Origin of the sequence: Saccharothrix sp. NRRL B-16314 (assembly GCF_000716595.1) — a bacterium.
In the GTDB taxonomy this organism is placed as follows: domain Bacteria; phylum Actinomycetota; class Actinomycetes; order Mycobacteriales; family Pseudonocardiaceae; genus Actinosynnema.
In genome coordinates this window covers 169332-191509 of record NZ_JNXC01000004.1, presented here as the reverse complement: position 1 = coordinate 191509, position 22178 = coordinate 169332, and the positions used below count along the sequence as shown (strand labels likewise).

At 71.2% G+C, this 22178-nt stretch carries 16 protein-coding genes; 10 read left to right on the top strand and 6 right to left on the bottom strand.

What is annotated here, in order from left to right; all coding sequences use genetic code 11:
- The first annotated feature begins 117 nt into the window (after nucleotides 1-117).
- The 4 genes from OQ02_RS10720 to OQ02_RS10705 are packed head-to-tail and all read left to right on the top strand — an operon-like array spanning nucleotide 118 to nucleotide 7250.
- Complete coding sequence (locus tag OQ02_RS10720) at nucleotides 118-4938, top strand: DUF4082 domain-containing protein (RefSeq protein ID WP_033438273.1); 4821 nt, start codon at nucleotides 118-120, stop codon at nucleotides 4936-4938.
- Between the two features lie 10 nt (nucleotides 4939-4948).
- Entirely contained in the window at nucleotides 4949-5602 is a 654-nt protein-coding gene (locus OQ02_RS10715; RefSeq protein ID WP_033438177.1) for a NeuD/PglB/VioB family sugar acetyltransferase, read from the top strand.
- Nucleotides 5599-6693 carry a DegT/DnrJ/EryC1/StrS aminotransferase family protein gene (locus tag OQ02_RS10710; protein ID WP_033438176.1) on the top strand — a complete coding sequence of 365 codons (1095 nt, stop codon included), beginning with the start codon at nucleotides 5599-5601 and terminating at the stop codon, nucleotides 6691-6693. The genes OQ02_RS10715 and OQ02_RS10710 overlap by 4 nt, the downstream gene beginning before the upstream one ends.
- Nucleotides 6690-7250, top strand: coding sequence for an acyltransferase (locus OQ02_RS10705; protein ID WP_033438175.1), 561 nt, complete (start codon nucleotides 6690-6692; stop codon nucleotides 7248-7250). Before OQ02_RS10710 ends, OQ02_RS10705 begins: the two co-directional genes overlap by 4 nt.
- Nucleotides 7251-7306: 56 nt before the next feature.
- Here the strand turns inward: OQ02_RS10705 and OQ02_RS10700 are convergent, their stop codons facing one another.
- Nucleotides 7307-8716, bottom strand: coding sequence for an O-antigen ligase family protein (locus OQ02_RS10700; protein ID WP_063747040.1), 1410 nt, complete (start codon nucleotides 8714-8716; stop codon nucleotides 7307-7309).
- A 2-nt stretch (nucleotides 8717-8718) separates the two neighbouring features.
- The gene (locus tag OQ02_RS10695; RefSeq protein WP_033438174.1) at nucleotides 8719-9624 is read right to left on the bottom strand and encodes a hypothetical protein; all 906 of its coding nucleotides are present in this window, start codon (nucleotides 9622-9624) and stop codon (nucleotides 8719-8721) included.
- A 119-nt stretch (nucleotides 9625-9743) separates the two neighbouring features.
- Between OQ02_RS10695 and OQ02_RS10690 the strand changes: the two genes are divergently transcribed.
- Nucleotides 9744-10682 (top strand): TolB family protein, encoded by a 939-nt coding sequence (locus tag OQ02_RS10690; RefSeq protein ID WP_231499956.1) that lies wholly within the window; start codon nucleotides 9744-9746, stop codon nucleotides 10680-10682.
- Between the two features lie 5 nt (nucleotides 10683-10687).
- Here OQ02_RS10690 and OQ02_RS10685 read toward each other — a convergent pair whose 3' ends face one another.
- Genes OQ02_RS10685 through OQ02_RS10675 form a run of 3 tightly spaced genes read right to left on the bottom strand, consistent with a single transcriptional unit; the run spans nucleotide 10688 to nucleotide 14387 of the window.
- Nucleotides 10688-11905: a rhamnosyltransferase WsaF family glycosyltransferase gene (locus OQ02_RS10685; protein WP_033438172.1), complete on the bottom strand. Its 1218-nt coding sequence runs from the start codon at nucleotides 11903-11905 to the stop codon at nucleotides 10688-10690.
- Nucleotides 11902-13341, bottom strand: coding sequence for a lipopolysaccharide biosynthesis protein (locus OQ02_RS46640; RefSeq protein ID WP_269321602.1), 1440 nt, complete (start codon nucleotides 13339-13341; stop codon nucleotides 11902-11904). Before OQ02_RS46640 ends, OQ02_RS10685 begins: the two co-directional genes overlap by 4 nt.
- On the bottom strand, nucleotides 13338-14387 hold the full coding sequence (locus tag OQ02_RS10675) for a glycosyltransferase (protein ID WP_033438171.1): 1050 nt from the start codon (nucleotides 14385-14387) through the stop codon (nucleotides 13338-13340). The genes OQ02_RS46640 and OQ02_RS10675 overlap by 4 nt, the downstream gene beginning before the upstream one ends.
- 81 nt (nucleotides 14388-14468) lie before the next feature.
- On the opposite strand from OQ02_RS10675, the gene OQ02_RS10670 reads away from it, so the two are divergent.
- From OQ02_RS10670 to OQ02_RS10660, 3 genes are all read left to right on the top strand, one after another.
- Complete coding sequence (locus OQ02_RS10670; RefSeq protein ID WP_033438170.1) at nucleotides 14469-15329, top strand: glycosyltransferase; 861 nt, start codon at nucleotides 14469-14471, stop codon at nucleotides 15327-15329.
- 14 nt (nucleotides 15330-15343) lie between these two features.
- On the top strand, nucleotides 15344-16603 hold the full coding sequence (locus OQ02_RS10665) for a hypothetical protein (protein WP_033438169.1): 1260 nt from the start codon (nucleotides 15344-15346) through the stop codon (nucleotides 16601-16603).
- 67 nt (nucleotides 16604-16670) lie between these two features.
- Nucleotides 16671-17987 carry a cytochrome D1 domain-containing protein gene (locus OQ02_RS10660; RefSeq protein WP_033438168.1) on the top strand — a complete coding sequence of 439 codons (1317 nt, stop codon included), beginning with the start codon at nucleotides 16671-16673 and terminating at the stop codon, nucleotides 17985-17987.
- A 28-nt stretch (nucleotides 17988-18015) separates the two neighbouring features.
- On the opposite strand, the gene OQ02_RS10655 is transcribed toward OQ02_RS10660, so the two are convergent.
- On the bottom strand, nucleotides 18016-19224 hold the full coding sequence (locus OQ02_RS10655) for an MFS transporter (protein WP_033438167.1): 1209 nt from the start codon (nucleotides 19222-19224) through the stop codon (nucleotides 18016-18018).
- Nucleotides 19225-19310: 86 nt separating this feature from the next.
- On the opposite strand from OQ02_RS10655, the gene OQ02_RS10650 reads away from it, so the two are divergent.
- Both OQ02_RS10650 and OQ02_RS10645 read left to right on the top strand, forming a co-directional pair.
- Complete coding sequence (locus OQ02_RS10650; RefSeq protein WP_033438166.1) at nucleotides 19311-20096, top strand: WecB/TagA/CpsF family glycosyltransferase; 786 nt, start codon at nucleotides 19311-19313, stop codon at nucleotides 20094-20096.
- Nucleotides 20097-20098: 2 nt separating this feature from the next.
- On the top strand, nucleotides 20099-22174 hold the full coding sequence (locus OQ02_RS10645) for a glycosyltransferase (protein ID WP_033438165.1): 2076 nt from the start codon (nucleotides 20099-20101) through the stop codon (nucleotides 22172-22174).
- Nucleotides 22175-22178 lie beyond the last annotated feature (4 nt).

Below are 22178 nucleotides of genomic sequence, written 5' to 3'. Positions count from 1 at the left end.
TGAGATCTCCATCGTGGTAACGGATCCAGGGCGAATGGCGACCATGGGGTAACGAGGTTGCGCTACGGAGAGTAGTGACTGCCGCGCTACGCAGTGCGTTCGAGGAGATGAGTGTCGATGGCGTCCCCCGTGAGGCGTCTTGTCAGGACGCTGTGCGCTGTGCTCTTGGTGACTGGTTGTGTCACCCCGCTGGTCCTCATCAACGCCGCAGTGGCCAACGCCGCTCCCTGTGACGCCCCCGTGGTCAACAAGGTGGCTTGTGAGAACAGCAAACCCGGAACCGCGGACTGGCAGGTGACCTCCCGGGACGACTCGATCCTGGGCTACACCACCGACATCAGCGCCAACCCCGGCGGCCAGGTGGCGTTCAAGATGCTGACGAACGCGTCCTCCTACACCATCGACATCTTCCGGCTCGGCTGGTACGGCGGGGTCGGCGCGCGGAAGGTGGGCTCGGTCACGCGCAACACACCGCAGAACCAACCGCCGTGCCTGCGCGACACACCCAGCGCGCTCATCGACTGCGGCAACTGGGCCGTGTCGGTCACCTGGAACGTCCCCGGTGACGCGGTGTCGGGCCTGTACTACGCCCGCGTCACGCGCAACGACAACCAGCTCAAGAACGAGATCGCGTTCGTCGTGCGGGACGACAGCAGCACCTCCAAGATCGTGTTCCAGACCTCGGACTCGACCTGGGTGGCCTACAACCGCTACGGCGGCAACTCGCTGTACTTCGGCGACGGCCCGGGGCAGGGCGGCCAGGCCTACAAGGTCAGCTACAACCGCCCCTACACCGGCGGCGACGGCGACGAGAACTTCATCTTCAACGCCGAGTACCCGATGCTGCGCTTCCTCGAGCGCAACGGCTACGACCTGAGCTACACCACCGACGTCGACAGCGCCCGCCGCGGCCACCTGATCAAGAACCACAAGGTGTTCATGGCGGTCGGCCACGACGAGTACTGGTCGAACGAGCAGCGCGCCAACGTGGAGGCCGCCCGTGACGCGGGCGTGCACCTGGCGTTCCTCACCGGCAACGAGATCTTCTGGAAGACCAGGTGGGAGAAGTCCATCGACTCCTCTCAGACCGACTGGCGCACCATCGCCTGCTACAAGGAGACCAAGGGCACCCAGAACGACGGTCTCAGCGACTGGACGGGCACGTGGCGCGACCCGCGTTACAGCCCGCCGCAGGACGGCGGACGGCCCGAGAACGCGCTGCTGGGCAACATCTTCACGGTCAACGGCCGCCGCGACGACTCGCTGAAGGTGCCCGCCGAGTACGGCAGGATGCGGCTGTGGCGGCACACGTCGCTGCAGAACATGACCGCCGGCACCACCTACGCGTTCCAGCCCGGCACGCTGGGCTACGAGTGGAACACCGTGGAGGACAACGGCTACCAGCCCGCGGGCGTCGGCCAGTTCTCCCGCACCTCGGTCGCCATGCTCGACGGCCCGTACGTGCTGCAGAACCACGGCGACCACTACGCGCCGGACACCAAGACCCACGCCATCACCTACTACAAGCACTCCTCCGGCGCGTTGGTGTTCGGCGCGGGGACAGTGCAGTGGGCGTGGGGCGTGGACGACGAGCACGCGTTCCTCACCAACACCCCGACCTCCGACGTCCGGATGCAGCAGGCGACGGTGAACTTCCTGGCCGACATGGGCGTGCAGGCCACGACCCTGATGTCCGGCCTGGTGCAGGCGAGCGCGACCAGCGACACCACCCCGCCGACCGTGGCCTACACCAACGTCCCGGCCATCTCCACCGTCGGCCGGCAGTACAGCTTCTCCGGCACGGCCACCGACGCCGCCGGCCGCGTGACCGGCGTCGAGGTGTCCACCGACGGCGGCGTGCGCTGGCACCCGGCGGTGTGGCAGGCCGGCCAGACCGCGTGGAGCTACACCTACACCCCGTCCGCCTCCGGCCCCGCCCAGCTGCGGGTGCGCGCGGTGGACGACTCGCTGAACCTGTCCGCGCCCGCCTCGGCCTCGCCCGGCGTCAGCGCCCGCACCTGCCCGTGCGGCCTGTGGACCGACAGCGACACCCCGAAGACGCCCGACAGCCTCGACGGCTCCGCGTTGGAGCTGGGCGTCAAGTGGCGCGCCAACACCGACGGCTACGTGCGCGGCGTCAAGTTCTACAAGGGGCCGGGCAACACCGGCACGCACACCGGCACCCTGTGGACCGCGACCGGACAGCAGTTGGCCACCGGCACGTTCTCCAACGAGACGGCGTCGGGCTGGCAGACCCTGCTGTTCCCGGTGCCCGTGGCGGTCACCGGCGACACCACCTACATCGTGTCGTACCTGTCGCCGACCGGGCGCTTCTCGGTCGACGCCGAGTACTTCAGCCGCTCCAGCCGCTACCTGGAGCCGCTGACCGGGCCGCAGAGCGGCAGCACGTCCGGCGCCAACGGCGTGTTCCGCTCCGGCGCGGGTTTCCCGGACCGCAGCTCGCAGGACAGCAACTACTGGGTCGACGTGATGTGGGCGTCGGACCCCGGCCCCGACACCCGCGCGCCCGTGCTGGTCGGCACGAACCCGTTGGCCGCCGCCAACAGCGTCACCCTGAACCCGACGCTGACCGCCACCTACGACGAAGCGGTCAACGCGAGCACGCTCCAGTTCACGCTCACCGGGCCGAGCGGCGCGGTCGCGGGCGCCTCCTCGGTGACCGGCAACGGCAAGACCGCCCAGTTCACGCCCACCGCGGCCCTCACCGCCGGCACCACCTACACCGCCTCGGTGAAGGTCAAGGACGCCGCCGGCAACGAGACCGTGCAGCACAACTGGTCGTTCACCACCGGCTACAACCGGCCCGCCACGTGCCCCTGCACGGTGTGGGACGACTTCGCCGCGCCCGCGGTCAACAGCGCCGAAGACACCAACCCGGTCGAGTTGGGCGTGAAGGTCCGGTTCGACGGCAAGGGCGAGGTGCTGGGCGTCCGCTTCTACAAGGGCGCGGGCAACACCGGCACCCACAAGGGTTCGCTGTGGTCCGCGACCGGGTTGCTGCTGGCCACCGGCACGTTCTCCAACGAGACCGCGTCCGGCTGGCAGACGCTGACCTTCGCCTACCCGGTGGTCGTGCAGGCCAACACCACCTACGTCGTCTCGTACTACGCGCCCAACGGCCACTACTCCGTGACGCCCGGCTACTTCACCGGGCAGAGCGCGAACTACGGCGCGCTGCGGGCGTTGTCCAACGGCACCGACGGCCCCAACGGCGTCTACCGCTACGGCAGCGGCGGCGGGTTCCCGACCTCGTCGTACAACGCGGCGAACTACTGGGTCGACGTCGTCTACAAGAACGGCCTGAACGGCGACACCACGCCGCCGACCCTCGACACCCGCACGCCGGGGACGGACGCGACCGGCGTCGGCCTGAACTCCTCGCTGGCGCTGGGCTTCTCCGAGGCGGTGGACCCGGCCTCGACGCAGATCCGGCTGGCCGACCCGGGCGGCGCCAACCTCTACGGCACCGCGCAGCTCTCGGGCGACCAGAGGACCGTGACGTGGACGCCGAACGGGGCGCTCAAGCCCAACACCCGCTACACCGCCAGTGTCCTGCTCGCCGACGTCAACGGCAACGCGATGGCGTCCACGGCCACCTGGTCGTTCACCACGACCACCACGGCGACCTGCCCGTGCTCGCTGTTCAGCACGGCGACCGTGCCGACCACCACCTCTGCCGACGACAGCGGGTCCTACGAGCTGGGAGTGCGGTTCAGCCCGACGCAGAGCGGCCGGATCACCGGGGTCCGCTTCTACAAGGGCGAGGGCAACACCGGCACGCACACAGGGTCGCTGTGGTCGTCCGCGGGCGTCCGGCTGGCGACGGGCACGTTCACCGGGGAGAGCGCGTCGGGCTGGCAGACCTTGACCTTCAGCTCGCCGGTCACGGTCGCGCCCGGCCTGGTCTACACGGCGTCGTACTACGTGCCCAACGGCCACTACGCGATCAACCAGGGCTACTTCGCCGCGACCGGCGTGACCGCGCCGCCGCTGACCGCGCCGCAGACCGGTGACGGCAGCCCCAACGGCGTGTTCCAGCCCGGCGGCGGGTTCCCGACGCTGTCCCACCAGGGCAACAACTACTGGGTGGACGTCGTCTACACGCCCAACAGCGACACCACGGCCCCGGTGCACTCCGGCCACACGCCGCTGACCGACGCGGTGGACGTCTCGCGCACCAGCCAGGTGACGGCGTCCTTCGACGAGCCGGTCGACACGACCAACTCGCAGTTCACCGTCACCGACCCGGGTGGCGCGAAGATCGCCGGCGCCGTGACCAGGTCGGCCGACCAGCAGATGCTGCTGTGGACGCCCGCCGAACCCATGGCGGCCGGCACCCGGTACACCGCGAGCGTGCGGGCGGCCGACACCGGCGGCAACATCATGGCCGCGCCGGTCACGTGGTCGTTCACCGTGACCACGACCCAGACCTGCCCGTGCTCGCTGTTCAGCTCGGCGACGGTGCCCACGGTGCCGTCGGCGGACGACAGCGGCGCGTACGAGATGGGCGTGCGGTTCACGCCGTCGGTCAACGGCCGGATCACCGGGGTGAAGTTCTACAAGGGCACCGGGAACACCGGCACCCACACCGGCACGATCTGGTCGGCGGGCGGGGTGCCGCTGACGACCGGGACGTTCACCGACGAGACCGCTTCCGGGTGGCAGACGTTGACGTTCAGCACGCCGCTGGCCGTCACGGCGGGCACCACGTACGTGGCCTCCTACACCGTGCCCAACGGCCACTACTCGGTGAACCTCGGCTACTTCGCGGGCTACACCGTGACCTCGCCGCCGCTGTCCGCACCGGCCAACGCCGAGGGCGCGCCCAACGGCCTGTTCCAGGTGGGCAGCGGGTTCCCGACGAACAGCTACCAGGGCAACCACTACTGGGTCGACGTGGTCTTCAGGACCGACTGAGGGGAACGACATGACGCCACGGCCGCTGCTGCTGGTCGGCGGCGCGGGACTGGCACGGGAAGTGCTGGCCGCGGTCCGGCTCCTGCCGGAGGAGTGGAAACCCGTCGGAGCGCTGGACGACGACCCGGCTCGGCACGGCGCGGACCTCGACGGTCTGCCCGTGCTGGGCGGGTCGGACCTGGTGCACGAGATGCCCGACGCCGCCGTCCTGGTGTGCGTCGCCGGCGCACGGCGGCCGTTGGGTCGCATGAACGTGGTGCGGCGGCTGGACCTGCCGGAGGACCGGTACGCCACCGTCGTGCACCCGGCGGCGTCCGTGCCCGAGGGCTCGGTGCTGGGGCCGGGCACGGTCCTGCTCGCCGGAACGGTGGTGACGACGCCGCTGCGCTTGGGGGCGCACGTCGTCGCCATGCCGCACGTGCTGGTCACCCACGACGACGAGGTGGGCGACGGAGTCACGTTCGCCGGCCGCGCGGCGTTGGGAGGTGCGGTCCGGGTGGGTGAGAGCGCCTACCTGGGCCAGGGTTGCTGCGTGCGGGAAGGCGTGGCGATCGGCGCGGGCGCGGTGGTGGGCATGGGCTCGGTGGTGCTCACCGACGTCCCCGCCGGGGAGGTCTGGGCGGGGAACCCCGCCCGACGACTGCGAGAGGGGAACGGTTCGTGATCGACATCCCGCTGGTTGACCTGCGTGCCCAACACGAACAGGTGGCCGACGAGGTCGCCGACGGCTGGGCGGAAGTGCTCAAGACCACCGCCTTCGTCGGCGGACGCCAAGTCGCCGACTTCGAGGCGGAATTCGCCGCGTACCAAGAGGTGCCGCACTGCGTGGCCGTCGGCAACGGCACCGACGCGATCGAGCTGGCGCTGCGGGCACTGGGCGTGGGGCCGGGTGACGAGTGCGTGCTGCCGGCCAACACCTTCATCGCCACCGCCGGCGCCGTGGCCCGGACCGGCGCCACACCCGTGCTGGTGGACTGCGTGGCCGACACGGGCCTGATGGACGTGTCGCAGGTGGCGGACGCCGTGTCGCCGCGCACCAAGGCCCTGCTGCCCGTGCACCTGTACGGGCAGGCCGCGCCGGTGGAGGAACTGCGGTCGTTCGGGGTGCCGATCGTCGAGGACGCGGCGCAGGCCCAGGGCGCGCGGCGGCACGGCGTTCCGGTCGGCGGACTCGGCGACATCGCCGCGACCAGCTTCTACCCCGGCAAGAACCTCGGCGCCTACGGCGACGGTGGTGCCGTGCTGACGACGTCCGCTTCGCTGGCCGCGTCCGTGCGACTGCTGCGTGAGCACGGGTCGCCGCGCAAGTACGAGCACTCGGTGCCGGGCTTCAACAGCCGACTGGACACGGTGCAGGCCGTGGTGCTGTCCGCGAAACTGCGCAGGCTGGAGGACTGGAACGCCCTCCGCCGTGCCGCCGCCGACCGCTACTCCGCGCTGCTCGCCGACGTCCCGGGCGTAACGGTGCCGGTCGTGCTGGACGGCAACGTGCCCGTGTGGCACCTGTACGTCGTCCGCGTGCCCGCACGTGACCGGGTGCTGGCGTCGTTGCACGAGGCCGGGATCGGGGCCGGCATCCACTACCCGACACCCGTGCACCTGACCGCCGCGTACGGCTACCTGGGCCACTCGCCCGGCGCGTACCCCGTCAGCGAGGCCGTCGCGGGGGAGATCTTGTCCCTGCCGCTGTTCCCGGAGATCACGGTGGCGCAGCAGGAGCGCGTGGTCGCGGCTTTGACGGAGGCAGTGCGATGAGCGTCTACGTCCACCCGAAGGGCCTGTGCGAGAGCACCGAGGTGGGCGACGGCACGAGGGTGTGGGCGTTCGCCCACGTCCTGCCCGGCGCCAGGATCGGCCGGGACTGCAACATCTGCGACGGCGCCTTCGTCGAGGGTCGCGCGGTCCTGGGCGACCGGGTGACGGTGAAGAACGGCACGTTGGTGTTCGACGGCGTGGTGTGCGAGGACGAGGTGTTCCTCGGCCCGAACGTCCTGTTCACCAACGACCTGCGCCCCCGTGCGGCGATCAAGCGGACCGGTGACGCCCTGCTGTCCACGGTGGTCCGGCGCGGCGCGACGCTCGGCGCCGGTGTGGTCGTCGTCTGCGGTGTGGAGATCGGCGAACACGCCTTCGCCGCCGCGGGTTCCGTGGTGACCAAGGACGTGCCGGCGCACGCTTTCATCGCCGGCAACCCGGCAGGTCACAAGGGCTGGGTGTGCGACTGCGGCCAACGCCTGGACGCGGGCCTGGTGTGCCGGGACTGCGGCAACCGCTACGTCGAGGGCGACAAGGGCCTCTCGCCGGCCCCCTGACCCCACGCCGTCGACCAGGCGGTCCGCGTGGGCCGGCTGCCGGCGACAAGGGCCTCTCACCCGCCGCCTGACCCACCACCCACCGCACCCGGCGTCCCGTCCGCTTCGAGCGGGCGGGACGCCTCCGCGGTCCTGGCTTCCGCACGGGCGGCGCGCAGCAACGCCCCGGTCAGGCCGACCATGGTGAACACCAGGCCGGTGGCCACGCTGAAGCCGAGCAGGTCGAACGTGATCGACCCGATCCCACCCGCCAGCACACCCGCCAGCAGGGCGCTCGCCAGGCTCTTCAAGTGCTCGTCCCGGCTGATCACCCGCACCCGGACCGCCGCGAACGCCGCCGCCAGGAACATGCCGATCAACGCGAACAGGCCGAGGTAGCCGTTCTCGATCAGCGTGAGCAGGAACTGGTTGTCCAGGATCGTGTACTTCGTCGGCAGGTACGTGCCGAAACCACGGCCGAGCAACGGGTGCAGGTCGATCTGCTCGGCCGCCGCCTCGTAGTCCGCCGTGCGCGCCTTGACGCTCGGGTCGTCCTCGATGTTCGAGAACATGCCGCGCAGCGTGCCGAACAACCCTGGCACGACCAGGCTCGCGCCCAGGAAGAACCCGCCGCCCACCAGCAGGGTGGTGATCTTGCGCTGCTTCGGCAACGTGGCGACCATGATCAACCCGGCCACCGCCACAGCGACGATCGCGGTCCGTGACAACGCGGTCAACGCGCCAAGGCCGACCAGGGCCAGGCACACCAGCCAGCGCGCGTACGGCGCGCCTTCGTCCCTCGCCTGGAACACGTAGTGCGCGCCCAGCGGCACGGCCATCGCGCACACCAGACCGTATTCGATGGGGTGGTTCGTGGTGCCGGTCGGCCGGCGGAAGATCGACCGGGACTCCATCACCGCGTACCCGTTCTCCTGCGCGCGCAGCCCCGGCAGCGACACGTAGCCTGCCAGGTCGACGCCGAGACCGAACTGCACGAGACCGATGAACGCGATCACCGCCGAGCAGCCCAGCACCAGTTTGAGCACCTTGTCCAGGCGCTCCTTGGTGCGGACGGCGTCGCACACGAACACCGCGACCGCGATCATCGCGGTGATCCGGACGATGCTGCTGTCCGCGACGGTCAACTCGTCGGTGGGCAGCCACCGCCGCGTCGCCACCCCGTAGGTGGCCAGGTGCGCCGCCAGGTACAGGCCCACCGCCGTGCGCACGATGTTGCGACCCTTGCTCATGCCGACGGTGTCCACCATCTGCCCCGACAGCCACAGCACGCCCAACATCAGCGCCACCACCAGGGCGGGCGGCAGCGTCATCGGCACGAACGACAGCACCAGCCGGGCCGGGATGATCAGCAGCGCCAGCAGGAACAGGCACAACAGGGTGGCGCCGTCCACGCCCCGGCGCACGGGCCGGTCCTCGTCCTGACCGGATCGCCCGGGCTGACCGGACCGCTCCGCCTGCTCGGACACGGTCAGGGTCTGTCTTCGTTGGCGGGCCACGCCGGTGCGGGGCCACGCGCGCCGGGCGCGGCGATCTTCACCGTCTGCTCGCTGGCCGTCGGCTGCGGGCGGTGCGTCGGCGCTGGACGGCGTGGTTGGCCGTTGTGGTGCGGCGGGGGTTGCGGCTTCCCGACCGGCACACCGCCCGGGGGAGTGCCCACAGCGGCCGGTGGCGGCGTCACGGGTGCCTCGGCAGGCTGGTCCGCGCCCTTGCTCTCACCGACCTCACCGGCCTCACGGCGCCGGCGCAGGTGGTTCAGGACGTTGTCGCCGCCGAACGTGGCCACCGTCGTCAACAGCATCATCAGCACGAACGCCGCGCCCGCGTACCGGACCTTGCCACCGATCTGCGCCTCGGCCACGGTCGGGTTCACGATCACCTGGGAGGTGATGAACGTCGACGCCGGCGCTTTCAGCGACGTCTGCTGCTCGTCCAGCTCCTCGGTGACGAACTCCATCACCGTGGTGACCAGCCGCTCCGCGGTCTCCGGCGTGTTGCTGTCGGCCGTCACGAACAGGAACGGGCCGGCCTGCCCGCCGCCCGTCGCGACGAAGTTGTCCGGCGAGTCCTTCTCGATGCCCAGCGACTCCTTGCGGGTCTTGGGGTCGGCCAGGATCTGCGCCAGGATCTGAGAGGTGGTCGACAGGCTGCTGTCGAAAGCCAGCAACGGGTTGACCCGCACGGCCTCCTCCGGCGAGACGTTCTCGGAGAACGTGCCACCCGCGGCGGGTGAGGTCAGCACCACGACCCCGGTGGACTGGTAGCGCGTCGGGATCGACAGGAACACACCGGCCGCCACGGCGACGGCCACGATCGCTGAGGGCAGGGCGATGTACCACCGCCTGCGCAGCGTTCGCACGGCGCCCCAGAAGTCCATCCGCTCCCCGATCCGGCGTTTACCCTGCGTGGAGACTCGCAAGGTGTTGTTACTCTGAAATCGGCTGACTCGCGCCTTGTCGTTACAGGTGGTGATGGATTTTGGGCACGCGACGCACTGTGCTTGCCGTCACCGCCATCGTACTGGTCGTCGTGGCCGGCGCGGTCTACGTGACGACGGTCGTCCGCGAGGACCGCCCGGTGGTCGCGGGGGCCACGGCCAGGGGTGACCTGATGTACGTGGAGCTGGCCGACGGCCGGTCGCGGGTCGAGCAGCTGAGCCTGGCCGACCCGGCGACGCGCAGCGCCACGGAGCAGTCGTGCCAGCGGTTCTACCGGGCCGGCGGCACCACGGTGTGCCTGAGGCTCGCGGGACCGGGGCCGACGTACGCGGCAGAGGTGTCGCGTGACGGCGCCGTGGTGCGGAGCGTGCCGCTGCCGGGCATCCCCAGCCGTGCCAAGGTGTCGGCGTCCGGGCGGGTCGTGTCGTGGACGTCCTTCGTGAGCGGCGATTCGTACGCCGTGCCGGGCGGCTTCTCCACGCGCACCGGGTTCTTCGACTCGACCACCGGTGAGGTCGTCGAGTCGCTGGAGGGCTTCGCCGCCGACGTCGAGGGCAAGCCCCTGCATGCCCAGGACGTGAACTACTGGGGTTTGACGGTGGGCGCGGACGACCGCACGTTCTACGCCACCCTCGCGTCGGGCGGCTACACGTGGCTGGTGGAGGGCGACCTGATCGACCGTCGCGTGCGGTCGTTGCGCCGTGACGCCGAGTGCCCGTCGCTCTCACCGGACGGCACCGAGGTCGCGTACAAGAAGCGCGTCGGCCGGCTGGGTCCGTGGGACCTGGCCGTCCTGGACCTGGCCACCGGCGTGGAACGCCGCCTCCCCGGCACTGCGGGCATCGACGACCAGGCCACCTGGCTGGGCGACGACCGCATCGCCTTCGCCGCCGTCCCCCGTGACGCCGAACGGGCCGCCGTCCACCTGGTGGACGCCGACGGCTCGGCCCCCGCCACCCTCCTGATCCCGGACGCCACCTCCCCGTCCCCCGGCTGACCGCGTCAGAGGTGGAGTTCGCGGAGCAGGACTTTCTCGAGTTCGTCGCCGGCGGCGTCCCAGGAGCGGCTGGACACGGACGAGGAGGCGGCCGAGGCGGTGGTGCCGAAATCGGGCGTGGTGACCACATCGGACAGCGCGCGGGCCAGGTCGTGCGGCGTGGCGGGGGCGTAGCGGACGTGGTCGTTGTCCAGCACGACGCGGTTGTGCGGTGCGTCGTTCACCACCGGCAGGCAGCCCGCCGCCAGCATCTCGTGCGGCACGAGCGACACGTTGGTCATCGACAACGTGAGGCCCGCGTAGCAGCGGTTGTAGATCTCGTTCAGCTGGTCGGGCGTCACGAGACCGTGGTCGACGTGCCGCGGACCCAGGGTCCCGATCTTCTCGCCATAGGTGTGGATCGCGATGTCCGGGTGCCGCTCGGCGAAGATGTCCAACGCCAGCAAGCCGATCTCGATCGCCCGCCGCGGCGCCAGCCGACGCGCGTAGAACACCACGCCGTCCCGGGTGACGCCGGGTCGCAGGTGGTAGCGGTCGGCGTCGCAGCCGAACTCGAAGAAGTCGGCCGGCATGCCCGCCTCGGCCCGCACCTTCTCCGCCAGGAAACGGCCCGCGGTGAACCCGTGGAACCCCATCCGGTACGTGTTCTCCGCCAACGCCGACAGCCCGCCCACCGGGAAGAACCACGGCTCGTAGTCCTGCACGAGGTAGAACCGCCTGCCCGCGCACGGGTCGTTGAACACCGGGTAGGCCGTCATCCAGGCGGTGGCGAACACCGCGTGCGCGTCGGCCATGCCGTCCGACACGTCGTGCACAGACCCGCGGAACCCCGGGAACGCGGACCGGATCACCGGCTCGTGGTCCACCGCACGGCTCCCGTACACGTCGTACAAGTACAACCGGCACGTGTGCCCCAACGATTCCAGGTGCGAGATCAGCCGGAACATCGTGGTGTGCCCACCCGACCCGGGTGACGGCGGCGTGCTCACCCAGTTCACCGTCAACCGACCGTCCGCCGCGACAGGTGGCACGACGACCGCCCGCCGGACACCGATGTCCGCGGCACGCACGTCCTCAAGGCGCACCGGGAACACCTCGGCGTCCGCCCCGAACCGCCGCGCCGCGCTGCCCAGCGCACGAGCCCCGAGTTGCCGGACACCCTGCGCGCGCACGATGCGCGAGACCTGGTGCGCGCGCCGCTGCAACTGCCGGACGACCCTCACGCGCTGACCCTTCGACGCAGCAGCCCCAGCACCTCTTGGCGCAAGGGGAACACGACGACCGCATACGCCAGGCACGCCGACGTGCCGCCGACCAGCAGCCGCCACAAAGCACCCTCGATCAACCACTGCACGCCCACAGCCACCACGACCATCACCAGGCCACCGAACGCCGGCCGTGCGACAGCGGCCCCCAGCACCCGCGCCCGCACCCCGTACGGGCGGAAAGCCACCAGGTACGCGGGCACGACGACCAGGAGCACCACCACGCTCTGCGCCGCCGCCACGCCCCGGATCCCGTCCAGGTGCGCGCCCAGCGCCAGCAACGGCACGAGAGCCACCATCCACACGAGGTGGATCACCAGGATGGCCCGCGACCGCCCCGCGCTGGCCAGGTAGTCGTACCCCAGCTCCAACGCCACCCGCAGCGCGCCCAGCAGCACCAGCAACGCCAACGCCTGCGCGGCCGGAGCCCACCGTTCGCCGTAGACCGTCCGCACCAGCGGGTCCGCCAACGCCGCCAGCAGCACACAGGCGGGCACGGTCGCCAGCGCGAGCAGCCGCAACGCACGCGCGAACGCTCGCGCGAACAGCTCCGGGTCGTCTCTGACCTGCGAAAACGCTGCCAGTGACACGCTGCGCACCGGCTGCGAGAAAGCACCCACCGGCCAGTTCGCCAGGTTGAACGCGAGCAGGTAGAACCCGAGCGGCACCGTCCCCAACATGCTGCCGACGATGATGTAGTCGACGTTCAGCACCCCGAACACCAGCAGGCTCGCCCCGGCCAGCGGCAGCCCGAACGCGAGCAGCCCCCGTGCCTGCACCGCGTCGAACCCCGGCCGGTAGCGCTGCGAGGTGTAGGCGAACATGACCACGGCCGCCACCAGGTTCGTCGCGATCCGCGACCACGCCAGGCTCCACGCGCCGAACCCCAGCAGCGCCAGCACCACCACGACCGCCGTGCCGACGACGAACGCCGACGTGTCCGCGACGAACTTGTGGTCCTGCCGGAACTCCCGCTGCAACAGCGCGCCGGGCACCGCCGACACCCCCGCGACCACCAGCGACAGCGACATCAGCTGGATCACGCCGGTGGCCTGCGGCGTGTCCATCGCCGAGGCGAACCACGGCGCGCCCAACACGCACACGGCCGCCAGCAGGCAACCGGACGCGATGGACAACGTCGTCACCGTCGGCGCCAGCAAGGCGACCGGCTTGTCGGTCCGCACGAGCGCGACGCTGACTCCCATCTCGCTGATGCTCATCACGATGTTGAGCACCACCAGCGCGACCGCGAACACGCCGAACTGCTCGGGGGCGATGAGCCGGGCGAGCAGGACGCCCACACCCACCTGGCTCAGCCGCTGCACCAGGCTGTTGACGGCGCTCCACCGGATGGCCGAGGCGACCTTGCGCTCCAGGCCTGCGGGTGCGGTCACTGGCCGCGCCACTTCCAGACCTGCTTGGACACCAGGCCCGTGCCGCGCTTGACCAGGTGACTGCCGACGAACACCTGCGTCCGGCTGCACCACCGCGGCCCCAACGCGCGCCGCCGTCGCAGCGCCCGGTACTCGGGCAGCCGCTCGGTGTCGGCGCACACCCGCCGCGCGAACGCCACCAACTCGTCCACCGGGATCTCGTCCAGCTTGTCGCGGTCGTAGGCGCGCACCGCCCGCCACAACGCGTCCTTGGCGATCGACCGGTCGGCCAGCGCGCGCAACCCCGCCGGCAGGTCCGGGTGCTCGGCGAAGAACCGCTCGAACACGGCCTGCCGCTGCTCCAGGTCGGCGAACAGCGACGAGAACTGCGTGCGCATCATGCTCTGCTGGTGGACCCGGTAGTACGCGGCGGGTTTGCCGCGCACGTAGCCGATGTCGGACACCGCGGCGATGCGCATCCACATCTCCAGGTCGCCCGCGTGCGGCAGGTCCGGCCGGTAGCCGCCGACCCGCTGCTGCACCGACGTGCGCACGACGGCTTCGGGCGACGACAGGACGTTCTGCCCGGTGCGGCAGCGCGCCTCGATCCAGTCCACACCGGACCAGACGGTGCGGCCCGAAGGCGGCGTCATCACGGACGGCAGGTCGTCGTGGTCGGAGTAGTAGACGACCCGGCCGTACACCATGCCGACGCCCGGGTTGGCCTCGAACACCTCGGCGGCACGGGCCAGCGATCCGGGCGCCAACAGGTCGTCCGCGGACAGCAGCACCGTGTAGTCGGCCTTCGCCCACTCCAGCAGGCCCTCGTTGTAGGTGGCGATGTGACCCTGGTTGACCTCGTGCCGGCGGCCCTCGACCCGCGGGTCGGCCGTCAGTTCGGCCATCACCTCGGGCGTCTCGTCGCTCGACGTGTCGTCGATGATCAGCACCCGCACGTCGACGCCGGGCTGGTCGAGCACGCTCCGAACGCACGCGCGGAGGAACCGGGCGTAGTTGTAACAGGGGATGACGACGTCGACCGTCGGTCGTGCCGCAGGATCAGTCACGCCCTACACATCGTGCCCGACCCCGGATCGTTAACGGCGGGCCGCCGATCCCGATGTACGGGACACGAGGGAAGGGGCTCCATGGACCACGTCGTGCTGACGCGCTTCAACCTGCCGTCCGTCGGCGCGGAGAGCGTCGTGCGGGCGCGTGACGGCTGGCTGACCGAGCGCGTCGGGCTGTTCGAGCGGTACTGCCTGCCCTCGGTGGCGGCGCAGACCACCTCGAACTTCCGGTGGCTCATCTACTTCGACCCCGAGAGCCCGCAGTGGCTCAAGGACCGCATCGAGGCGCACGGCGACGCGTACACCGCGGTGTTCCGCACGCAGGTCGGCCGGGAAGAGCTGGTCGAGGACATCTCGGAGCTGTTCCCGACCAGGGCCGACGAGCTGATCACCACCAACCTCGACAACGACGACGGCCTGGCGGCGGACTTCGTCGCGCGGCTCCAAGCCGAGCGCACCACCGGCCGCCGGACCGCCCTCTACCTGGCGAACGGGCTGGTCAAGAGCCCAGAAGGGCTGTTCGCCCACCACGACCGGGACAACGCGTTCGCGTCGATGCGGGAGAGCTGGGACGCGCCGGTGACGTGCTGGGCGGACTGGCACAACCGGCTGCACCGGCACGCCGAGGTGGTGTCGCTCGGCGGCTCGCCCGGCTGGTTGCAGGTCGTGCACGGCGGGAACGTGAGCAACCGCACGCGCGGCAGGCTGGTCGCGCCCGCGCCGTACCGGCCGCTGTTCGGCGCCGCGCTGGACGACGTGCCGGCGCCCGCCGGCCGGGTGCTGGCCCGGGACCGGTTCGTCGGGCACCCGCTGCGGGTGGCGCGGGACGGCGCGCGGTTCCTGGCCAAGACCGCGGCGCAGCGGCTGCTCGGCCCGACCGGCTTCGAGAAGGCGAAACAGGTGTTGGCCGCGCGTGGGCGCGTCCGGACGCCGAGGTGAACAGGAGCAGGACCATGGCCCGTGCGCGCGTGGTGCTCGCGGTACTCGTGCTCGTCGCCGTGACGTCGTGCACGGCTGAAGCGGCGCGGCCTGAACCAGAGCCGCGGGCGGTGACCGCCGGGCCGTCCGTCGACTACTACAGGAAGTGGGCCAACGGCCCGAACCCCACCGGCGACCCGAACGTGTTCCCGATCACCGTCTGGATGCAGGACCCGTCCGGGATCGAGAACGGCGAGAAGCTCGGCCGGGCCTACCCGGAGATCGGCATCGACACCGGCATCGGGCTGTGGGAGGACGAGTGGTGGTACCTCCGCCAGGAAGGCCTCCACCAGACCGACTGGCGCGTGTACGTGGACGGGACGCGCGTCGACACGGTGCTCGCGGACACCGCGCACGCCCGCAACTACGTGGGCTACCTGATCGCCGACGAGCCGGACATGAACAAGGCCTACGCCGACAAGTTCCACCCCGAGATGCAGCCCTCGGCGATCCTGAAGGCGGCCGAAGCGGTGCGCGCCAAGGACCCGACCCGGCCGACGTATCTCAACTTCAGCCCGTGGATGGGCACGCCGACCGGAGAGATCGGTTACGGCTACATCGAGAAGTCCTACGAAGAGGACATGCGGACGTACTGCTCGGCCGCGGACATCGCGTCGGCCGACTACTACGGTTGGACGCACCCCGACCGCAACCACACGGTCGGCGCGTACAGCTACGGGCAGGTCATCGACACCATGCGCAAGTGGTGCGGCCCCGACAAGCCGCTGTACGGGTTCGTGGAGACCGGGCACCCGCACGACCGCGGCGAGACCATCGACCCGGACCAGCTCGAATCCGCGGTGTGGAACACGATCCTGCACGGCGCCACCGGCATCAACTACTTCGCGCACAGCTTCTACGCCGACGGCAAGGGCGAGTACTCCAGCGTGCTGACGCGCCCTGATATCACCGCCAGGGTGACCGCCGTCAACGCGCGGCTGAAGTCGCTCGCGCCGGTGCTCAACGCGCCCAACGCGCCGGGTCTGGCGGCGGCGAGCGACAACGGCATCCCGGTGTCCGTGCTGCACAAGCAGGTCGGCGGCGCGGGGTGGGTGGTGGCGCAGACCGACGGCACCAAGGACCACCCGCGCAGCCTCGCGGCCCGGGTGACGGTGGACGTGCCGGTGTCCTCGGGCACGGCGACCGTGGTGGACGAGGACCGGACCGTGCCGATCGTGGCCGGGAAGATCGTCGACGACTTCGGTCCGTACCAGGTTCACGTGTACCGCTTCTGATCGGCTAACGGCACCGCCCCGCACTGCGATTGGCGCAGGGGACCCCATCCAGCGACGGAGGCCGACAGTGCTCGGACAGATCCGCAAGGTGAGCGCGTTGTGTGGCGCGGCAGCGGTGGGGGCGGCGCTGCTGCTCGTGCCGTCCGGGACGGCGATCGCCGAAGGCCCGGTCCGGGTGCTCGGCTACGTCGCGAACAACGGCGGCGGGGTGTCGGTGCTCGACACCGCCACGAACACGGTCACGAACACGTTGGTGGACTCCGGCGGCGACTCGCCGTACGGCGTCGGTGTCGCCTTCGACGGCACGCGGGGCTACATCACGAACATCCGTGACAACACGCTCACGGTCATCGACACGCCGACCAACACCGTGGACGCGGCGGTGCCGGTCGGTGACGGGCCGGCCGGAGTCGTCGTCTCGCCGTCCGGTGGGCACGTGTACGTGTCGAACTACCGGGCGGGCACGGTGTCGGTGGTCGACGCGGCGACGTTGACCACGACCGAGACGATCCCCGTCGGCGCCAACGCCGACGGCATCGCGATCACGCCGAACGGCAAGCGCCTGTACGTGGCGCACGACGTGGTCGGCGCGGGCACGGTGTCCGTGATCGACACGGCGACGAACACCGAGGTCGGCGACATCCCCACGGGCAACACCCCGACCGCCGTGGCGGTGACGCCGGACGGCGCGAAGCTGCTGGTGGTGAACAAGTTCTCCAACGACGTGGCCGTGGTCGACACCGCGTCCGACACCGTGATCGGTCGGGTCCCGGTGAGCTTCATCCCGCACGGCGTGGCGATCTCGCCGGACGGCGCGCGGGCGTACGTCACCAACAGCGAGGGGCACAGCCTGTCCGTGGTGGACATCGCCGCGTTGACGACGGTGGCGCAGATCCCCGTCGGCAGCAGGCCGATCAGCGTGGCGCTGACCCCGGACGGCTCGACGGCCTACGTGACGAACTACAACAGCGGCACGCTGTCCATTGTGGACACCGCGACGCTGGCCGTGGTCGGTTCGGTGCCGGTGGGCGTGCACCCGGTGGGCCTCGCGATCCACCACGTCCCGGCCGCGCCCACCAAGCTGGTCGCCGGGTACGCGCAGCTCCAGTTGCGCCTGCTGGGCTTCACCGTGCGCGGCCTGGACGCGACCCTGACCGAGTCGCACACCGGCCGCCCGGTGGCCGGCAAGCCGATCACGTTCCGCACCGTCAAGGGCCACCCGCTCTGCACCGCCATCACGAACTCCGTGGGCAAGGCGCAGTGCGACGCGAACGTGCCGTTGCTGGTGGGCGTCTCGACCCTCCTCCTGGGCTACACGGCGAGCTACGCGGGCGACCTGACCCACGGTCGTTCCGTGGCGCACGGCCGAATCGGCCTGCTCTGACCGATGCCCGAGACCGGGACAGCGCGGTCTAACGGCGCGCGTTGAGGCGCCAGGCGATCGCCACCGCTACCACCAGGGCGGCGATCGCCGCGTACACGGCCGTGCCGAAGGCGGCGAACTGGAGCAGGAGGCCGAACACCACGGACGACACGAGCCGGGCCAGCGCCTGCCCCGTCTGCACCACCGCGAGACCGGACGCGCGCAGCGATTCCGGCACCAGCGCGCTCACCCGAGCGGACAGCACGCCGTCCGTCGCGGCGTAGAAGAGACCGTGCGACAACAGCGCCACACCGACCCCGACATACCCGGTGCCGGGCACGAGCAGCAGCACGTACACGGCCAGCAGCAGCGCGTGCCCGCCGAGGAACACCGGCCACCGGCCGATCCGGTCGGCGAGCCGTCCCACGGGTGTCGCGGCCGGCAGGAAGACCAACGCCGTGCCCAACGGCAGCAACGGCAGCAGGTGCAGCGGCACGTCGGTCGCCTTCTGCACCAGGATGAACACGAAGGCGTCGGACAACGTCGCCAGCCCCAGCAAGGCCGCCGCCACCGCCACCCTGCGGTACCCGGCGTCCCGCAGCAACGCGAACCCCGCGCGAAGCGACGGACGAGGTCCGGCGGGAACCGGCCGCGGGTTCTCCCGCACGAACGCCACCAGCACGATCAGCCCCACCACCGCGAAGCACGCGCTGACCACGAACACCGGCCCGGCGACCGTGCCGATCCCGTACAGCAGCAGGAACGTCACCAGCGGCCCGAGCAGCGCGCCCACCGCGTCCATCGTCCGGTGCAGCCCGAACGCCGCGCCCAACCGGTCCGGCGGCGTCGCCAGGGAGATCAACGCGTCCCGCGGCGCGGTCCGCAAACCCTTGCCCGCGCGGTCGACGGCGAGGGTCGCGCCGATGCCGAACGCCGACGCGCCCACCACCGGGAAGATGAGCTTGGTCACCGCCGACAGCCCGTAACCGACCGCGGCGACCGCCTTGTGCCGGTGCGTGCGGTCCGAGACGTGCCCGCCGACGAGCCGAAGCACCGCCGTCGCACCCGTGTACAGACCGTCCAGCACGCCGAACTGGGCGTAACCCATGTTGAGCGTGACGAGCAGGTAGACCGGCATGAACGCGGTGATCATCTCGGCCGAGACGTCGGTCAGCAGGCTCACCGCGCCCAGTGCCACCACCGTGCCGGGAACCTTGCCCCTGACCCGCTCGCCGGGCCGGACGGACGCGACGTACATGCCCCCGATATCGGTCACGCCGGGTAACCGTTACCGCCGCCGGGCAAGGTCGTAACGGGGACCACCCCGAACCCGATGACGCGGGTATGCCGGACATCTCGCAGGCCCGCGTCCGAGTGGGCGCCGTCGACGTGTGGGCCGTGAGCGAAGCCGGCGTCGCCGACCACGTCGCCGAAGCGTGGCGTCGGTCGGCGGGCGGCGCGATCGTCACGGCCAACGTGGACATCGTGCGCGCCGCGACCCGTCGCCCCGAGCTGGCCGCGCTGGTCGCCGAGTCCGAGATGGTGGTGGCCGACGGCATGCCGGTCGTGTGGGCGGGGCGGCTCGCGGGCGTGCGGGTGCCGGAACGGGTCACCGGCGCGTCGCTGGTGTTCACGCTGGCCGGTGCCGCCGCGCGCGAGGGCCGCTCGGTCTACCTGCTCGGCGGTGAGCCCGGCGTGCCGGAGAAGGCCGCCGAGGTGTTGCGCGCCCGGTACCCCGGGCTGCGGATCGCGGGCACGGACTCGCCGCCGTTCGGGTTCGACACGTCCGCGGATCTCACCGCGGCGGCCGTGGCCAAGGCGGTGGCGGCCGAACCGGACCTGGTGCTGGTCGGCCTGGGCTTCCCCAAGCAGGAACGCCTGATCCGGTTGCTCAAGGCGGAACTGCCGCGCGCCTGGTTCCTCGGTTGCGGCGCGGGCATCCCGATGGCCGCGGGCGAGTTCCGGCGTGCGCCGGGAGTGGTGCAGAACCTGGGCGCGGAGTGGCTGCACCGCCTCGTGCTCGAACCGCGCCGGCTGGCCAAGCGCTACCTGCGCGACGACCTGCCGTTCGCGTTCCGCCTGCTCGGGGGCGCGCTGCGCACCCGGCTCGGCCACCAGGCAGGGGAGTAGCGGTGCCGCTCGCCGTGGTCGTCGTGACCTACCACAGCGCCGAGGTCGTCGAGGACTGCCTGAAGTCGGTGGCGGTCGCGCTCCGGTCCGTTCCGGACGGTCGGATCGTGGTGGTGGACAACGCTTCCGCCGACGACACGCTCGCCATCGTGGCCCGGGTCGCGCCCGACGCGCAGATCGTGGCGCGGACCGCCAACGACGGCTTCGCGGCCGGCGTGAACGCGGGGTTCGCCGCCGCGCCGGACTGCGACGTGCTGGTGCTCAACCCGGACGTCCGGCTGCACCCGGAAGCGATCACGTTGCTGCGCGCGGCGTTGGTGATGCCCGGCACGGGTATCGCGGTGCCGCGCCTGGCCGGTGTCGACGGCGCGCCCCAGCCGTCGTTGCGACGCGCGCCGAACCCGTTGCGCGCGTTGGGCGAAGCGGTCCTGGGCGGCACGCGCGCCGGTCGGGTCGAGGCGCTGGGCGAGTTGGTGGTCGACCCCATCCGGTACGAGACGGCGGGGACCGCGGCCTGGGCGACCGGTGCGGCGTGGCTGATCTCCCGCGAGGCGCGCGAGGCGACGGGTGTGCTGGAGGAGCGCTACTTCCTGTACTCGGAGGAGACCGAGTACATGCTGCGCGCGGGCAAGCGCGGGTACGCCGTCCGCTACGAGCCGCGGGCGCGGGCCGTGCACTTCGGTGGCGAGCAGTCGACGTCGCCGGTGCTGTGGTCGATGGCCACCACGAACCGGGTGCGGCTGGTCCGCGAGCACAAGGGCCGGCCGGCCGCGTTCGTGATGTGGCTGGCGGTGCTGCTCAACGAGCTGCTGCGCGCGCCGCGCGGCGCCAAGCACCGCAAGGCCGTCGGCGACCTGGTGCGCTGGCGTCGGTGGCCGGCCCGTCCGGGGCAGGAGCCCGAACCGGGCTGGGTGTGCTTCTCCGCGCAGGACTGGTGGTACCACAACCGGGCGCACTCGGACTTCCAGCTGATGCGGGCCATGGCGGCGCACCGCAGGGTGCTGGTGGTCAACAGCATCGGCATGCGGATGCCGACCCGGGGCAACAGCACGCACGTGTCCCGGCGCATCCTGCGGAAGCTGCGCAGCGTCGCCAAGTTCGTGCGCAGGCCGATGCCGGAGTTCTACGTGATGTCCCCGCTGCCGCTGCCGTTCTACGGCTCGCCGTTCCTGCGCAAGGTCAACGCCGTGCTGGTCCGCGGCCAGGTCCGGCTGGTGGCGCGGTTCCTCGGCCTGCGCAACCCGGTGATCATGGTGACGATCCCGACCGCGTGGGACGTGGTGGCCCCGATGCGCCGGCACCGCCTGGTGTTCAACCGCTCCGACCGGCACTCCGACTTCCCGGAGGCAGACCGCGCGTCGATCGAGGCGTTGGAGAACCGGCTGCTGGCCCACGCGGACCACGTCGTGTACGTCAGCCACGCGTTGATGGACGAGGAGCTGCCCCGCACCGGCGCCCGCGCCCACTTCCTCGACCACGGCGTCGACATCGACCACTTCGTCGTCCGGCCCCCGGACCAGTGGCCGGACGACGTGCGGTCGATCACCGGCCCCCGGATCGGCTTCTTCGGCGCGCTGGACGACTTCGTGGTCGACTTCGACCTGCTGGAACGAGTCGCCGCTGAGCTGCCGCAGGCCTCGCTGGTGCTGATCGGCGACGCCACGCACCCGATGGAGCGCTTCGCCAAGTACCCGAACGTGCACTGGCTGGGCTTCCGCCAGTACAGCTCGATCCCGGCCTACGGGTCGGCGTTCGACGTGGCGATCATGCCGTGGCAGGACAACGACTGGATCAAGCGGTCCAACCCGATCAAGCTGAAGGAGTACCTGGCGCTGGGCCTCCCGGTCGTCAGCACCGACTTCGCCGAGCTGGCCGGCTACACCGACCGCGTCCGCGCCGCCCGCACGCCGACCGCGTTCGTCGACGCCGTCCGCGAGACGCTCGCCACAGGTCCCCTGCTCCCGGCCGCCGCCCTGCGCGCGTCCGTCGAGGCACACTCGTGGCAAGCCCGAAGCCGGGACCTCCTCGGTCTCACGAACCTCACCGTCTTGGCCGAACCGGACCGCCGGCGCATCTAGGGTG

What these genes read in the sequence shown, in the direction of transcription:
- OQ02_RS10715 (WP_033438177.1), top strand. Translation starts at nt 4,949, where the DNA reads ATGACGCCACGGCCGCTGCTGCTGGTCGGCGGCGCGGGACTGGCACGG.
- OQ02_RS10670 (WP_033438170.1), top strand. Translation starts at nt 14,469, where the DNA reads ATGGACCACGTCGTGCTGACGCGCTTCAACCTGCCGTCCGTCGGCGCG.
- OQ02_RS10720 (WP_033438273.1), top strand. Translation starts at nt 118, where the DNA reads ATGGCGTCCCCCGTGAGGCGTCTTGTCAGGACGCTGTGCGCTGTGCTC.
- OQ02_RS10665 (WP_033438169.1), top strand. Translation starts at nt 15,344, where the DNA reads ATGGCCCGTGCGCGCGTGGTGCTCGCGGTACTCGTGCTCGTCGCCGTG.
- OQ02_RS10705 (WP_033438175.1), top strand. Translation starts at nt 6,690, where the DNA reads ATGAGCGTCTACGTCCACCCGAAGGGCCTGTGCGAGAGCACCGAGGTG.
- OQ02_RS10695 (WP_033438174.1), bottom strand. Translation starts at nt 9,624, where the DNA reads ATGGACTTCTGGGGCGCCGTGCGAACGCTGCGCAGGCGGTGGTACATC.
- OQ02_RS10655 (WP_033438167.1), bottom strand. Translation starts at nt 19,224, where the DNA reads ATGTACGTCGCGTCCGTCCGGCCCGGCGAGCGGGTCAGGGGCAAGGTT.
- OQ02_RS10650 (WP_033438166.1), top strand. Translation starts at nt 19,311, where the DNA reads ATGCCGGACATCTCGCAGGCCCGCGTCCGAGTGGGCGCCGTCGACGTG.